This is a genomic window from Agromyces sp. Y782, assembly GCF_059445405.1.
On sequence record NZ_JCAIUG010000001.1, the window covers coordinates 1059543 to 1073931 of the forward strand.

11 protein-coding genes and 1 pseudogene are annotated in these 14389 nt (G+C 69.0%); 7 read left to right on the plus strand and 5 right to left on the minus strand.

Annotated features, from left to right (window positions below; translation table 11 throughout):
- Nucleotides 1–47: 47 nt before the first annotated feature.
- Nucleotides 48–1406 (minus strand): ABC transporter substrate-binding protein, encoded by a 1359-nt coding sequence (locus tag AC1C2S_RS04925; RefSeq protein ID WP_495351420.1) that lies wholly within the window; start codon nt 1404–1406, stop codon nt 48–50.
- Nucleotides 1407–1675: 269 nt separating this feature from the next.
- Between AC1C2S_RS04925 and AC1C2S_RS04930 the strand changes: the two genes are divergently transcribed.
- Complete coding sequence (locus AC1C2S_RS04930) at nt 1676–2698, plus strand: LacI family DNA-binding transcriptional regulator (RefSeq protein WP_495351421.1); 1023 nt, start codon at nt 1676–1678, stop codon at nt 2696–2698.
- A gap of 27 nt (nt 2699–2725) precedes the next feature.
- Here the strand turns inward: AC1C2S_RS04930 and AC1C2S_RS04935 are convergent.
- Nucleotides 2726–3681, minus strand: a pseudogene (locus tag AC1C2S_RS04935) (MFS transporter).
- Here AC1C2S_RS04935 and AC1C2S_RS04940 point away from each other — a divergent pair.
- Nucleotides 3623–3745: a hypothetical protein gene (locus AC1C2S_RS04940; protein WP_495353259.1), complete on the plus strand. Its 123-nt coding sequence runs from the start codon at nt 3623–3625 to the stop codon at nt 3743–3745. The pseudogene AC1C2S_RS04935 and the gene AC1C2S_RS04940 sit on opposite strands and share 59 nt — an antisense overlap.
- A gap of 25 nt (nt 3746–3770) precedes the next feature.
- Here the strand turns inward: AC1C2S_RS04940 and AC1C2S_RS04945 are convergent, their stop codons facing one another.
- Complete coding sequence (locus AC1C2S_RS04945; protein WP_495351422.1) at nt 3771–4229, minus strand: MarR family winged helix-turn-helix transcriptional regulator; 459 nt, start codon at nt 4227–4229, stop codon at nt 3771–3773.
- A gap of 241 nt (nt 4230–4470) precedes the next feature.
- Between AC1C2S_RS04945 and AC1C2S_RS04950 the strand changes: the two genes are divergently transcribed.
- The 5 genes from AC1C2S_RS04950 to AC1C2S_RS04970 all read left to right on the plus strand — a co-directional run bounded on the left by AC1C2S_RS04950 (nt 4471) and on the right by AC1C2S_RS04970 (nt 11020).
- The gene (locus AC1C2S_RS04950) at nt 4471–5400 is read left to right on the plus strand and encodes a carbohydrate ABC transporter permease (RefSeq protein WP_495353195.1); all 930 of its coding nucleotides are present in this window, start codon (nt 4471–4473) and stop codon (nt 5398–5400) included.
- 151 nt (nt 5401–5551) lie between these two features.
- Nucleotides 5552–6322 carry a carbohydrate ABC transporter permease gene (locus AC1C2S_RS04955; RefSeq protein WP_495353196.1) on the plus strand — a complete coding sequence of 257 codons (771 nt, stop codon included), beginning with the start codon at nt 5552–5554 and terminating at the stop codon, nt 6320–6322.
- 87 nt (nt 6323–6409) lie between these two features.
- The gene (locus AC1C2S_RS04960; protein WP_495351423.1) at nt 6410–7741 is read left to right on the plus strand and encodes an ABC transporter substrate-binding protein; all 1332 of its coding nucleotides are present in this window, start codon (nt 6410–6412) and stop codon (nt 7739–7741) included.
- A gap of 157 nt (nt 7742–7898) precedes the next feature.
- Nucleotides 7899–9824, plus strand: a complete 1926-nt coding sequence (locus tag AC1C2S_RS04965) for a DUF6807 family protein (RefSeq protein ID WP_495351424.1) — start codon at nt 7899–7901, stop codon at nt 9822–9824.
- On the plus strand, nt 9821–11020 hold the full coding sequence (locus tag AC1C2S_RS04970; protein WP_495351425.1) for a Gfo/Idh/MocA family protein: 1200 nt from the start codon (nt 9821–9823) through the stop codon (nt 11018–11020). The genes AC1C2S_RS04965 and AC1C2S_RS04970 overlap by 4 nt, the downstream gene beginning before the upstream one ends.
- A gap of 25 nt (nt 11021–11045) precedes the next feature.
- Here the strand turns inward: AC1C2S_RS04970 and AC1C2S_RS04975 are convergent, their stop codons facing one another.
- Both AC1C2S_RS04975 and AC1C2S_RS04980 read right to left on the minus strand, forming a co-directional pair.
- The gene (locus AC1C2S_RS04975) at nt 11046–12248 is read right to left on the minus strand and encodes an SGNH/GDSL hydrolase family protein (RefSeq protein ID WP_495351426.1); all 1203 of its coding nucleotides are present in this window, start codon (nt 12246–12248) and stop codon (nt 11046–11048) included.
- Nucleotides 12245–14389, minus strand: coding sequence for a glucosidase family protein (locus AC1C2S_RS04980; protein WP_495351427.1), 2145 nt, complete (start codon nt 14387–14389; stop codon nt 12245–12247). Before AC1C2S_RS04980 ends, AC1C2S_RS04975 begins: the two co-directional genes overlap by 4 nt.

The window sequence follows — 14389 nt, forward strand, 5'->3', positions numbered from 1 at the left end:
AAAGCCCCGCCCCTCGATCATGCCGGTATCGGCGTGAGTTGCGCCAGCTAGCTCGCGGGCCAGCTCGACTCGATGGTGTCGAGCACCTGTACGGTGTCTTCACCCGTGACCCATGCGACGATGCCCTTCCAGAAGGAGTCGGCACCCACGGCGCCGGGCATCAGGTCGGAACCGTCGAATCGGAACGTCGTCTCGGGATCTTGGAGGATCTCGATCGACTGCGTCAGCAGCTCGCTCGACGCGACCTGGGGGTCGAGCCCCTTGTTCGCGCTGATCACGCCGCCGAGACTCACCCGGTTGTTGGCCCAAGTGTCGCTCGAGAGGTACGTGCGGAACGCCTCGACCTCTTCGGCGTCGCGGAACGCCACCGGGAACTCGCCGCCGCCGGTGACCGCTTGCGGGTCGTCGGCGTTGACCGGCGGAAGCAGGAACGCGAACACGTCGCCGTCGGACGCGACCGTCACGTCGTCGCCTCCCTCGGGGTTCCAGAAGGTCTCGTAGAACGACGCCTGGTGGTGCAGCGAGCACTCCCCGTCGAGGATCGGCAGTCCGGCGGTCTGGAACGCTTCGCTGACCTGTGTCGACACGTTGCCGATGCCGCCGTTGACCATGTCTTCGTTCTTCAGGTACGCCCCGACCGCGTCGAACGCCTCAGCGACCTGCGGGTCGTTGAACGGGATGCCGTGCGTGACCCACTGGTCGTACACGTCGGCGCCGTGCAGGCGCAGCATGTAGTCCTCGATCCAGTCGGTGCCCGGCCAGCCGGTGGCGTCGCCCGACTCGAGGCCGACGCACCACGGCTTGTGGTCGCCCTCAGCCGCGATCGTCTCGGAGAGATCGGTCAGCTCGTCGAGGGTCTTGGGGATCTCGTACCCCTTCTCCTCGAACTCGGCCGGCGAGTACCAGACGTAGCCCTTGATGCTGGCCATGAGCGGTGCGGCGTAGAAGGTGTCTTCAAAGCTGCCGTACTGCTTCCAGTCTTCGGACCACCATTCGTCGACGTTGTCTTCGACGGTCTGGGATGCCGGGATCAGCCAACCACCGGCAGCGAGACGCGCGAGCAGGCCCGGCTGGGGAACGATGCCCACGTCGGGGGCGTTGCCGCCCTCGGCGAGCACGGCGATCTGCGCCTCGAACTCGCTGGAGCCCTGGTAATCGACCTCGATACCCGTGCAGGACTCGAAGTCGGCCCACGACTCATTGAGGCGATCCGCCTCGAGGTCGAGGATCGTACCGGCGACCGTGACCGTGGCATCTTCGAACGTGCCGTACGCCTCGTAAGGGCCGCAATCGACGTCGGCGGAACCCTCGTCCGCGATGTCACCAGTACAGCCCGTCAGGGCGAGGCCGACCGCTGCGGCCGCCACCACGGGGGCCATCCAACGGCGATGCCGTCTGATTCTCATGTCATCTCCTCGTTGAGTGAGTGTGGTGCAGGGGAAGCCGGGAACCGGTTCCAGCCTCCACGCTAGGTCACCCGCCGCCCTCCTCACAAGTCATCGAAGGTCACGGTTCGGCTACTGACGACCGAACGCCGTCGAAACTGGAAGAGAGCGCTCCCAACGCGCCCCGCGACGTTCGTTCACCGGTGTCGGCGCTATCGGGAAACGGTTCCACATTCGCTCCTTCGAGCAGTACACTCTGCAGCGGAGCAGCCCGAGGAGGGGAGGCACGGATGCCAGTGATCGGCGACGTGGCGCGCCTCGCCGGCGTCTCCAAGGCGACGGCGTCACGGGCCCTCAGCGGCCGCGGCTACGTGGCCGACGACACTCGTCGTCGCGTCGAGGCGGCCGCGGGCAAGATCGGATACATCGTCTCTCCCGACGCGGCCAGCCTCGTCACCGGGCGCACGAAGAACGTCGGCGTCGTCATCCCGTTCGTCAACCGGTGGTTCTTCGGCGAGGTGCTCGAGGGCATCGAGCGCGCGCTGCTCGCCGCCGGCTATGACCTCACCCTCTACAACGTCGCCGCCACCGGTCCCGAGCGCGATCGCGTCTTCGACTTCTTCCTCGCCCGCAAACGGGTCGATGCCGTGATCGCCGTGGGGGTCGACCTCGACGAGCGCGAGGCGTCGTCGCTCGACCGGCGCGAGAAGCCCCTGGCCTGCCTCGGCGGCACTGGCGGAGCGGCGGCGCGACTCTCGGTCGACGACCGCGCAGTCGGCATGCTCGCCACCGAGCACCTGCTGCACCTGGGACACACCCGCATCGCACACCTGGCCGGTAGCGGCTCCATCGATCGCCCTTCGAGCGTGCAGGGCCTTCGGCGGCACGGATACCTCGAGGCGATGACCGCTGCGGGCCTGACGCCGTCGGCGGGCGATGTCGTCGAGACCGAGATGAGCATGCCGGGCGGCTACCGCGCCGCCCTGCAGTTGCTCGGACATCCCGGGCGTCGCCCGACAGCGCTCTTCGCGGCATCCGACGAGGTGGCCTTCGGTGCCATGCGCGCCGCCGAACGACTCGGCATCGATGTGCCTCGAGATCTCTCGATCGTCGGCGTCGACGGGCACGAGTACGCCGAGATGTTCGACCTGACGACCATCGAGCAGCACCCCGGCGAGCAGGGCCGATCGGTCGTCGACGTCGTGCTCCGGCTGCTCGGCGACAGCACCGTGGCCGACCCGCTACCCGATTCCGGTGCTCCGATGCCGACCCGACTCGTCGTGCGGGCGAGCTCGACAGCGGCCCCGCGCTGAGCCGACGCAGCCGCGCAGCCGCGCAGCTCAGGCGGCGTCGCCGAGGCCGATCGCCTCCGCCTCGCCCGTCGGAGTCTCGGCGACACCGTCGGCGGCCGCGAGCTTCGAGCGGCCGATCACGACGATCGCCGCGGCGATGAGCACCGCGATCGCGCCCGCGACGAACGGGCTCGACGGCGACACCGTGTCGGCGAGCAGGGTTGCGGCGGGCGGGGCGACCGCGCCGCCGAGGAAGCGCACGCCCGAGTAGGCGCTCGACGCGACCGAGCGGGGCAAGTCGGTCGCATCCATCACGCATTCGGTGAGCACGGTGTTCAGCACGCCGAGCAGGAGTCCGCCGATCACGACGCACACCACGACCCCGACGACGGAGTCGATGAAGATCGCGAGGGCGACGAGATCGAGCGCGAGCAGCGGCAGCACGAGCCAGAGCACCCGGGTACGGCGCATGCGCGCAGTGAGCAGCGGCGCGACCCAGACCGAGGTCACGGCGACCGCGAGCCCCCATCCGAAGAACACGAAACCGAGGGCGATGGCGCTGTCGATGCCGAGCGGCACGAGTGCGAACGGCGTGTAGGCGAGCAGCACGAAGAAGCCGATGTTGTAGAACAGGGCCACAGCCGCGAGGATTCCGAGCGCGGGACGGGCGAGCGCGCGGAACGGTGCCGAGAGCTTCGTCGGGGCCGGCTTGTCGACCCCGTTCGTGCGCAGCAGCGTGATGATCGCGACGAACCCGACCGCCATGAGCGCCGCGGTGCCGAAGAACGGGCCGCGCCAGCTCCACGAGCCGAGAACTCCGCCGACGAGCGGCCCGATCGCGAGGCCGAGGCCGAGGGCCGCCTCGTAGAGGATGATCGCCGAGCTGCTGCCGCCTGCAGGTCGGCGGCGATCGCGGGAAGGATCGGATCGACGAGGCCGATGCCCATGAACGCGACGACGCAGGCGAACGCGACGGCCCAGACTGCCCTGGGCTGCTTCAGAATCGAGGCTCCGGATGCCCCGTACCCGGTGGCCATCGACGGTGCGGATGCCTCGTGGCCTGCCTGAACGGGCACGGCACTGGTGTCGACGCTCACGCGACGACCCCGGTGCTCGCGGCATCGCGCGCGCGCTCGAGTCGCGTGCGCACGATCTCGACGGCGGCGGCGAGCGTGTCGACTTCGCCCGGGTCGAGGTCGGCGAAGGTGGGTGCGAGCGCGTCGACCAATGCACCGCGCCACGCGTCGAGGGCAGCGAGGCCGTGCGGATCGGCCGAGATGAGCCAGGCGCGGGCGTCGCTCGTGTCGGCGATGCGGCGGATCCAGCCGCGCTCGTCGAGGGTGTGCACGAGCTTCGTCATGGTGGGCTGGCTGACCCGGCTGACTCGGGCGAGTTCGCCCAGCCGCATCGGACCGAGATCGCGGAGCACGCTGAGGGTGCGCCAGACGGCGGGTGATTCGGTGCTGCCGGTGACGGTCGCGGCGAGGCGGGTGAGCCGGTGGTTCACGGAGACGAGATCTCCGATGACCGTAGGGAGGTCGGGCTGCGTCATAGCTCGAGTATACATAGCCGGTCTATATAAATTGGTGAGAAAGCCCTTTCTCAACAATTGGGCGATTTCGGCACAGATTCTCGGAAAACGCTTGCGGGGTGCTGAACTCATGGGGTAGAAACGTCTCCAGCACCTGAGATAGCGCTTTCTCAGACGGTGATCAACGACGATGACTGGAGACCGACGTGGCACCACCCACAGCAAGAGCGGCCCGCTCGCAGCGGCGCCGGCGAGGCCCGCGATGAGCGCCCTCGGCGAGCTGCGCCGCATCAAAGGGGGCGCCGCAGCACCCCAACGCAAGCAGAATCGCGCCGCGTACCTGTTCCTCGCACCCTGGTTCCTCGGGCTCGCCCTCGTCACGGTCGGGCCGATGGTCGCCTCGCTCGTGCTCTCGTTCACCCGCTACAACCTGTTGAGCCCGCCGAAGTTCAACGGTCTCGACAACTTCGCCCGCATGCTCGAAGACGAACGACTCCACACCTCGCTCTGGGTCACCTTCCAGTACGTCTTCATCTCGGTGCCCCTGCAGCTCGGTCTCGCCCTCGTGCTCGCCATCGCCCTCGACCGGGGCTTGCGGGGCCTCGCGTTCTACCGCTCCGCGTTCTACCTGCCGTCGCTGCTCGGCGCGAGCGTGGCGATCGCGATGCTGTGGCGCCAGCTGTTCGGCGTCGACGGGCTCATCAACCAGGTGCTCGGCTTCTTCGGCATCGAGGGGCAGGGCTGGATCTCCAACCCCGATACGGCGCTCGGCACCCTCATGATTTTGAACGTCTGGACCTTCGGCTCGCCCATGGTGATCTTCCTCGCGGGGCTCCGTCAGATCCCGGCGATGTACTACGAGGCGGCCTCCGTCGACGGGGCCACGAAGTGGCAGCAGTTCTGGCGCATCACGTTGCCGATGCTCACGCCGATCATCTTCTTCAACCTGATCCTGCAGATCATCGGCGCGTTCCAGTCGTTCACCCAGGCGTTCATCGTCTCGGGCGGCACCGGCGGCCCGGTCGACTCGACGCTCTTCTACACGCTCTACCTGTATCAACGCGGCTTCGCGAACCTCGACATGGGCTACGCCTCGGCGATGGCCTGGCTCCTGCTCGTGATCATCGCCGCATTCACCGCCCTGAACTTCTGGGCCTCCAAGTATTGGGTGTTCTACGATGACCAGGATTGACGACCCCGTGACCCGCGAGCCCCTCACCGAGTCGGTCGTGACCGGAGCAGGCGACGATCAGGTCCGCAACGCACGCCGCACGCGGCATCCGCTTCGAAAGCCCGTCTCGAGCCTGATTCGGCACGCCATCCTCATCGTGAGCGCAGCGCTGATGCTGTACCCGGTGATCTGGATGGTCGTCAGCTCGTTGCGCCCGAACGAGCTCATCTTCCGCGAACCCGGCATCGTGCTCGACAGCTTCGAAGTCGCGAACTACGTCGACGGCTGGAACGCCCTCTCGTACCCGTTCAACGTCTACCTGCTGAACTCGGGCCTCGTCGTGCTCGGCTGCATCGTCGGCAACCTCGTGTCGTGCTCGCTCGCCGCCTACGCGTTCGCCAGGCTCGAGTTCACGGGCAAGCGCTTCTGGTTCGCGATCATGCTGCTCAGCATCATGCTGCCGATCCACGTCATCATCGTGCCGCAGTACGTCATGTTCTCCTCGCTCGGCTGGGTGAACACCTTCCTGCCGCTGATCGTGCCGAAGCTGCTCGCGACCGACGCGTTCTTCATCTTCCTGATGGTGCAGTTCATCCGCGGCATCCCGCGCGAACTCGACGAGGCGGCCCGCATCGACGGTGCGGGGCATCCGCGCATCTTCCTGCAGGTGATCCTGCCGCTCATGGTGCCAGCGCTCGCGACCACGGCGATCTTCACCTTCATCTGGACGTGGAACGACTTCTTCAGCCAGCTGATCTACCTCACGAAGCCCGACCTCTACACGGTGCCGCTGGCGCTGAACGCGTTCCAAGACGCGCAGAGCGCCACCGACTACGGAGAGATGTTCGCAATGAGCGTCGTCTCGCTCATCCCCATCTTCCTCATCTTCCTCTTCGGCCAGCGATTCCTGCTCAAGGGCATCGCGACCACCGGAGGAAAGTGACCGGCCCCCGCCGGTCCCGGGAGCGCACCTTGCGGTCCCCGACCCGTTCCACCCCGAGCACCACTTCATCAGCAGGAAGGAAACACCATGCGAGGCACACTCCGACGCCGTCTCGGCGTCGCCTCGGCCCTGGGCGCAGCGACGATGCTCGCGCTCACGGCCTGCGCAAGCGGCGGCGAGGCCGCGGCCCCTGAGACGCTCGAGCTCTCCGACGAGCCCGTCACGCTCTCGTTCACCTGGTGGGGCAACGACACCCGCCACGCCATCACGGAGGAGCTCATCGCGGCCTTCGAGGAGGAGAACCCGAACATCACCATCGAGCCCCAGTACACCGACTGGGCGGGGTACTGGGACAAGCTCTCGACCACGGTTGCGGCGGGAGACACCCCCGACCTGATCCAGATGGACGAGAAGCAGCTCTCGACCTACGCCGCGAACGGCGTGCTGCTCGACCTCGGCACGCTCGCGACGAACCTCGACACCGGCGAGTTCCCCGAAGCGGTGCTCGGCACCGGCGCGCTCGACGGCACTCAGTACGGCATTCCCGTCGGCATCAACTCGTACACGATCATGGCCAACGCCGATCTGCTCGACCAGTACGGCATCGACCTGCCCGACGACAAGACGTGGACGTGGGACGACTTCCTCGAGATAGCGGAAGAAGTCTCGACCGCGAGCGGCGGCACCGTCGTCGGCTCGCAGTCGTGGGGCTTCGAAGACGGTGGCCTGAACAACTGGCTGCGTCAACAGGGCGGCTCGCTCTACTCGACCGACGGTGAGGTCGCCGCGACCGAGGAAGACCTCGCTTCGTGGTGGCAGCTTCTGCTCGACGCCACCGAGGCCGGCGCGACCCCCGACCCGGCAGCCACGATCGAGCGCGAATCGGGCGGACTCGCCGAGTCGTTCACCGCGACGAACCAGTCGGCGTTCGGCCCGTGGTGGTCGAACCAGGTGCAGGCGCTGCGAGACGCGAGCGGCCAAGACCTCGTCGCACTTCGCGTGCCGTCGACGTCGGATGCCCCTGAGGGCTGGCCGTACTACAAGCCCTCCATGTTCTGGTCGGCGTCGGCGAAGACCGAGCACCCCGCAGAGGTCGCACTCTTCCTCGACTACCTCGCCAACAGCGAGGATGCGGCCGATCTGCTGCTCGCCGAGCGCGGAGTGCCGGCGAACGAGGCGATCCGCGAGTACATCACCCCGAAGCTCGACGAGGTCAACCAGACGGTCGTCGGATTCCTCGACGACCTCGCTCCCGAGGTCGGCGACGCACCTCCGGCAACCCCGCCGGGCGGCGGCATGATCGAGACGATCATCGATCAGCACACCCAGTTGGTGCTCTTCGGCGAGCTGACTCCCGAAGAGGCCGCTGCGAGCTTCATCGAGGAGCTGCAGCAGGCCCTCGACGACGCCGCCATCTGATCCACCCCGAACGACGGTCCTCCCGGCCCGTCTCCGAGCGGCTGCCACGATTGCCTGCGTGGCAGCCGCTCAACTTCCGCCGACGCCGAGTCGGCGCGACGTTCCGCCCGCCCCGGCGTAGCGTCGGAATCAGCATTCATTCTCGATGGAGGTCCACGTGCAGAACCCGCCCCGGCAGGTCACGATCGCCCAGGTCGCCGAGTACGCCGGCGTCTCGCAGGCGTCGGTCTCACGGGTGCTGAACCGGATCCAGACGGTCGACCCGGCCATCTCTGCGAAGGTGCGCGACGCCGTCGAGAAACTCAACTACTCGCCGAGTCAGATGGCGCGGAATCTCGTGCGGGGCCGCAGCAACACGGTGGCGCTCGTCGTGCCCGATCTCGAGAACCCGATGTTCCAGGGTGTGCTGAAGGGACTCAGCCGCGAGGCCGCTCGCGATGGGTACCGGGTGCTCGTGGCCGACACCGCCGAGCGCGTCGCCGACGAGGAGGAGATCGCGATCGAGGCCCGATCGCGGTGCGACGCGCTCGTGCTGGTCTCGCCCCGCATGCCCGCCGAACGGCTCGAAGCGCTCCTCGCCCGTTCGGGGCCGATCGTCGTCGTGAACCGCCCGGTGGCGAGCGATCCCGCCGCCGAGCTCTCGGTCGACTACGAGCACGCGGTGCGCACGCTCGGCGAGCATCTCGTCGCGCTCGGCCATTCGCGCATCGCCTACCTTTCAGGACCGCCCCAGGCATACTCCGACGGGCTGCGTCGTCGAGGTCTCGCCGAGCTCGTCGCTCGGCACGACGGCCTCGACGTGCACGACGTCGCCGGCGGCTCGCAGGTCGAAGACGGCTATCGCGCGGCCGAACATGTTCTCTCCTCGGGGTCGACCGCGGTCATCGCGTTCAACGACCTCGTCGCCCTCGGGCTCCTCGCCCGGCTGCGCGAACTCGGCGTCGACGTACCCGGCGAGATCTCGGTCACCGGCATCGACGACATCCCGCTCGCCCGCTTCGCGGCTCCGACGCTCACGACCATGTCGGTGCCGCGAGTCGAGCTCGGTGCGCAGTCGTGGCGCCGACTCCGTGATGCCATGGCCGGCACGCCGGCGACGCATCCGCTCTCCTATCGCGCCATCCTCGAAGCACGTGGCAGTACCGGCCCCGCCCCCGAAGCTGCAGGCTGGCTCTCCCCGGGCCGCCCCGTGCTGCGCGTCGGCGACCGGGTCGTCGCACGCTACGAAGAGGGCACGAGCATCGACTCGGTGCTCTCGCCGCGGCCGTTCCTGCACCCGGTCGAGACGCTCGCCGGGGTGCGGGTCACCGACAGCCACCCGACCGACCATCTGCACCACTTCGGCATCGGCGTGGCCCTGCCCGACGTGAACGGCACCTCGTACTGGGGCGGGCGCACCTACGTGCAGGACGTCGGGTCGATCATGCTCGAGAACCAGGGCCGGCAGCGGCGCGACGAGCTCTCCGTCGACGGCGACGCGCTCGTCGAGCGCCTCACGTGGATCGACGAACGAGACGTCGCCCAGCTCAGCGAGGTGCGCGTCCTCACGGGTCGCGCCCTCCGCATCGGCGAGCGCGAGGCCTGGACGCTCGGCTGGCGCACCACGCTCGCCGCGAACTTCGGCGCGCTCACCTTCGGCTCGCCCGCGACGAACGGCCGCGAGGGCGCCGGGTACGGCGGCGTGTTCTGGCGTTTCCCCAAGTGGGATGCCACGGTCATCACGCGCGATGGCGTCGGTGAAGCGGTCGCGCACGGCTCGACCTCGCCGTGGCTCGCGGTCGCCGACGCCGAACGGCGCGTGACCGTGCTGCTCGCCCAGCCCGGTGAACGCGCTCCGTTGCCGTGGTTCGCCAGGGTGGGCGAGTACCTCGGCATCGGCCCGGCCGTCGCCTGGGACGCACTCGTCGAGGTGCCCGAGGGCGGCACGCTCGAACTCGGGCTCGACGCGCTGCTGATCGACCGGGCCGTCACCGACCCCGACGAACTCGAGCGGCTCGCCGCCGTGCTCGGCGCGAACGCCAATGCCGTCGTCGAAGGCATCGACGTGCGCCCGGCGCTCGCGAACCCCGAGCCACGCGCATGAGCGTGACCGTGCCGCGCATCGGCATCGCGGGGGTGCACGGGCATGGAGCGAGCCATGTGGCGGCGGCCCGCGCGCTCGAAATCGACGGTCGAGCCCGGCTCGTGGCGCTCGCCGATCACCGGCCGCCGACGCTCGGGCACGCGGGCCCCTCAGGCGCCGCAGGCGCCTCAGGCGCTGCAGGCGCCGCAGGCGCCGCAGGCGCCGCCGACGTCGCGGTCTTCGCCGACGCGAGCGAGATGATCGCGAACGCCGACCTCGACATCGTCGTGCTCTCCACCCCGATGCACACCCACCTGCCGCTCGCGCTCGAGGCGCTCGGCTCCGGTGCGCACGTGCTGCTCGAGAAGCCGCCCACTCCGACCCTCGACGACTTCCACCGACTTCTCGAGGCAGCGGATGCCTCGGAGCGGGCCGTGCAGCTCGGTTTCCAGAGTCTCGCCTCCGAAGCGGTGCCGGCGATGCGCGAGCTCGTCGAGGGCGGGGCGATCGGCGAGCCGTTGAGGTTCGGTGCGCTCGGCACGTGGGTGCGGTCCGTCGACTACTGGCGTCGGGCGCCGTGGGCGGGTCGGCGCACGCTCGACGGTGTTCCCGTGGTCGACGGTGTCGTGACGAACCCGCTCGCCCATGCCGTCGCGACGGGGCTCGCTGTCGCCGGGGCTCTTTTCGAGGCCGACGTCGCGAACGTCGAGCTCGACCTGTACCGGGCCAACGACATCGAATCCGACGACACCTCGTCGCTCGTGGTCGATCTCATCGGCGGCCGCCGGCTGGCGAGTGCGCTCAGCCTCACCGCGTCCCGGCGAAGTGAGCCGAGCATCATCGTCGAGGGCACCCGTGGCCGGCTCGTGCTCTGGTACACCCTCGACATCGTGCAGCTCATGCGACCGGGCGCCGCCATTCCGACAACGACCGCGTATGCGCGGCGCGGGCTGCTGGCGAACCTCCTCGACCACGTCGTCGACGGCACACCACTGCTCGTGCCGGCGGTGTCGACGGGCGCATTCATGCGGGTGTTGGAGGCGGTGCGCACGGGGCCGCCGGCGACGCCGATCGATGCCCGCCACTTCGATCGCCGCGTCGATGATGACGGCGAGCACCTCGTCGTGCACGACCTCGAGCAGTTGAGCGAACGCGTCGTGACCGAAGGCCGGACGTTCGCCGAAGTCGGGGCGCCTTGGGCGAACGGCGGCTCCTGAGACGGCGCCGCCCCCTGACGCCGGATCAGCCTGTCGTCGCGCGAACGGCGAACGGCTCGAGTACGAGTGCGGCGAACCGCTCGCCGATGTGGCGCTGGGAGTCGGCCCCAGGGTGCAGGTTGTCGGGTAGCGGCATCTCGGCGGCATCCGCCTCGCCATAGAGTTCGAGGCCGTCGAAGTAGTGCAGGTTCGGGTCGGTCCCAGCACGTCGCGTGACGATGTCCTGAAGTTCGGCGCGGATCGCGGCGAGCGAGAGCTTGCCTTGCGCGACCTCCTCGAGGGTGCCGCCCGCGATCGACCATTCGTACGCCTTCGTCGGATCCTGCATGGTCGGCCCGGCTGCGTGTTCGACCGGTGCGCACCAGATCGGCGAGATGACCACGATCGGGGTCTCAAGATGCCCGTCGCGGATCGTGTCGAGGAAGCCGTGCACCGCGGGGCGGAACGCCCGCATGCGCATGACGTCGCCGTTCACGAGGTTGATGCCGATCTTCAGGCTGATGAGGTCGGCCGAAGCGTCGCGCATGGTGCGCGCCGTGAAGGGGTCGAGCATCGCGTTGCCCGAGAAGGCCACGCTCGTGAGGTCGACCCCGGTGCGCAATGCCGCGACCACCGGCCACGTACCGGTCGTGGTGTCGGCGCGGTAGCCGTGGCTGATCGAGCTTCCGTGGTGCAGCCAGCGCAGCCGACGAGTGGGCACGGGTCGCGAGACCTGGGCATCCGCTCGCAACGCAAGCACCTCCACCTCGTCGGTGAACGGCAGCCAGAGTTCGAGTTCGCGCTCGGCCGCGCCGCCGGCGGCTGTGCCTGCGAGCTCGATGCGCACCGTCGCCGCCGGCCCGCCGACGACGTATCCGAGCGGCCGCTCGAACGAGAACACGTACCGTGAACCGGCCACGGCCGAAGCCCGCGCCACCAGCATGCCGTCCGAAGTCACGTCGTAGTGGCTCGGCGGCAGAGCGACCGTCTCGTCGGCAGCCATGCGGGTCGCGCGCACATCGAGTTCGAGCACGGATGCCGCGGTGCGGATCGCGAGGCGGATGCCCGCACTCTCCGCCGTGGTCTGCACCATGAATGGGTCGGGAATCTGCTCCCGCGCCCACGCCGGAAGCCGCCTGGGCAACAGCCCGCCGTCGGTTCGCTCGACCGTGATGGCGCCGCGGATCTCGACGTCGTCGAGTGAGACGTCGTGCAGGCGACCCTCGTTCATCTCGTTCATCTCGTTCATCGCGGACGAGTCGCGCCGGCGGCCCCGGCGACCACGACCACGTCGCCGCTCGCGTGCACGTCGACGAGCCGGTCGCCGACCCTGAGCCCGCGCAGCACCGCATCGGGGTCGAGCGCTCCGACGCATCCGTTCACCGTCCCGAGTCCGCCGATCGACGGGTCGATACCGAAGAGCGACTCGATGACGAGCGCGACGTAGGCGCCCGCCGAGGAACAGGCCCAGTCGATGATGTACGGCAGCTGAGGCGGTGCCTTGCGTGCACCGCCGTTGATCGTCGGCTGCGCCTCCTCTTGGAAGTGCGCCTGCGCGGGCGGCCCCTGGTTCGTCGAGCGGGCGAGGCCCGGCAGCCAGTCGAGGGCGCGCTGCGGTTCGCCGAGGGCGACGAGCGACCGCGCGGCATCCGCGGGCCACGCCGGGTAGGCACCGTTCCACTGGTGGTCGGGCCGCACGCTGTAGCTCGCATCGGCATCCCACGGGGAGAGCGACCGCAGCCACGACGGAGTCTGCAACTCGCGTTCGAAGAACGAGACCATCTCGCGCCGGGTGGTCTCGTCGAGGTCGCCCGCGATTGTCGTGCCGACGATGTTGAAGTCGTAGCAGTGGCGCACCGGCAGCCTCGAGCCGTCGGGCTGCTGCGCCGCGAAGAAGCCCTGCCCCGGCAAGTACAGGTCGACGACGAATTCCACGAGCGCGTCCGCCTCGGCGAGCAGCTCGGCGGCGCCCGTCGCGTCGCCGCGCGCCTCGAGGATCACCGCCGTCGTGCGCAGGTTCCACACGTTGGCCGCGTTGAAGCTCGCGACCTCGTGCGTATACGAGCTCACGCACTCGAGCAGGTTGTCGATTTCGCCGTAGTCGGCGAGGGGCGAGTCGCCGCGGAGTTGCTGCCAGGCGAGTGACCAGTACCGCAAGTGGTCGACGACCGGCTGCCCCTCCCCCGGCGTCTCGTCGAGGTAACCGGCATCGCCGGTGTAGCGCACGTAGTCGTTGACGAGCCGGGTCATCGCGTAGTCGTTCACCGAGTACCAGCGCCCGACGGGCCCGCCGGTCAGCGATGAGGTGCCGAAGTGCGAGTGCGTGTCGCTCGTGATCCAATGGCTGAGCTGCCGCTTCATCGGCTCGGGGTCGAGCAGCGCGTGCGTGATCGAGCTCAAGCTGTAGTCCCAGATGAACGTCGTCGTCGCCCAGTAGTTCGGCATGAGCGTGTCGTAGCTGCGGCCGAGCACGTTGCCGGCGAAGTCGCGACGGAACCAGATGACCCCGAGTACGCCCCACCAATAGAGCTTGCGCAGCGGCTCAGACGAGGTCTCGAGCACTGGCAGGTGGCCCGAGAATTCGACGTTGCCGGGCGTGAAGGCCGCCTCGAGCTGCGTGTTCCAGAATTGCTCGGATGCCGCCACGACGCCCGGCACGTCGGCCGCCGTCGCGTCGAACGCGGCGAGCGCGGCCTCCCGAGTCGTCGCGATCGCGTGCACGTACCCGAACCGGCCAGTCTCCCCTGGGGCGAGTTCGAGCACGACCGTCACGTCGCCGCCCCGCCCGGTGCCGCCGATTCCGACCTCGTACTCGTCGAGCGTCTCAGCGACCCCGCTCCGTCGCACGGATGCCTCGGCGTCGACGCCCTGCACGCTCCACGCATCGCCCGCATCGTTCGAGAACACGAGGCGCGAGACATCCGTCTCGACCGCATTGCGCTCGCTCGGCGTCTCGGCGTCGAGCCAGGCGTCGGCCGCGCGAGTGACCCGCGCGGCGAGCGTGAGCATCAACTCCAGCGAGCGGTGCGACGTACCCGTGTTCGTGATGCGCACGTCGATCGCCAGCGCGGTCTGCCCGGGCGCGCACACCGTGACGGTCTCGAGTTCGAGCCCCGGCAGGCTCGCCCGCCGCACGACCCGATCTGCGCGCCATTCGTGCGTGACCGGGGCGCCGTACGACTCGAAGATGCGCCCGTCGACGAAGAGCACCGCCGTCTTCGCAAGGCCCTGCGACACGGGCGGGTACGTCGTCGCGCTCACCGCGGTGAGATCGTGATCGACGCGCACCGTGCCGAGGAAGTTCGTCAAGCCCGACGGCGCGATCATGTCGTCGTAGTGGTGCGTGACGGGGTCGGCCGCGAGGTCGACAACCTTGGGAATGAGGGACAT

Bases quoted from the DNA above. Each gene is read 5' to 3' on its own strand.
- AC1C2S_RS04945 (WP_495351422.1), bottom strand. From the start codon at position 4,229: ATGACGCAGCCCGACCTCCCTACGGTCATCGGAGATCTCGTCTCCGTG.
- AC1C2S_RS04970 (WP_495351425.1), top strand. From the start codon at position 9,821: ATGAGCGTGACCGTGCCGCGCATCGGCATCGCGGGGGTGCACGGGCAT.
- AC1C2S_RS04940 (WP_495353259.1), top strand. From the start codon at position 3,623: ATGAACGCGACGACGCAGGCGAACGCGACGGCCCAGACTGCCCTGGGC.
- AC1C2S_RS04980 (WP_495351427.1), bottom strand. From the start codon at position 14,389: ATGTCCCTCATTCCCAAGGTTGTCGACCTCGCGGCCGACCCCGTCACG.
- AC1C2S_RS04950 (WP_495353195.1), top strand. From the start codon at position 4,471: ATGAGCGCCCTCGGCGAGCTGCGCCGCATCAAAGGGGGCGCCGCAGCA.
- AC1C2S_RS04925 (WP_495351420.1), bottom strand. From the start codon at position 1,406: ATGAGAATCAGACGGCATCGCCGTTGGATGGCCCCCGTGGTGGCGGCC.
- AC1C2S_RS04975 (WP_495351426.1), bottom strand. From the start codon at position 12,248: ATGAACGAGATGAACGAGATGAACGAGGGTCGCCTGCACGACGTCTCA.
- AC1C2S_RS04930 (WP_495351421.1), top strand. From the start codon at position 1,676: ATGCCAGTGATCGGCGACGTGGCGCGCCTCGCCGGCGTCTCCAAGGCG.
- AC1C2S_RS04960 (WP_495351423.1), top strand. From the start codon at position 6,410: ATGCGAGGCACACTCCGACGCCGTCTCGGCGTCGCCTCGGCCCTGGGC.
- AC1C2S_RS04955 (WP_495353196.1), top strand. From the start codon at position 5,552: ATGCTGTACCCGGTGATCTGGATGGTCGTCAGCTCGTTGCGCCCGAAC.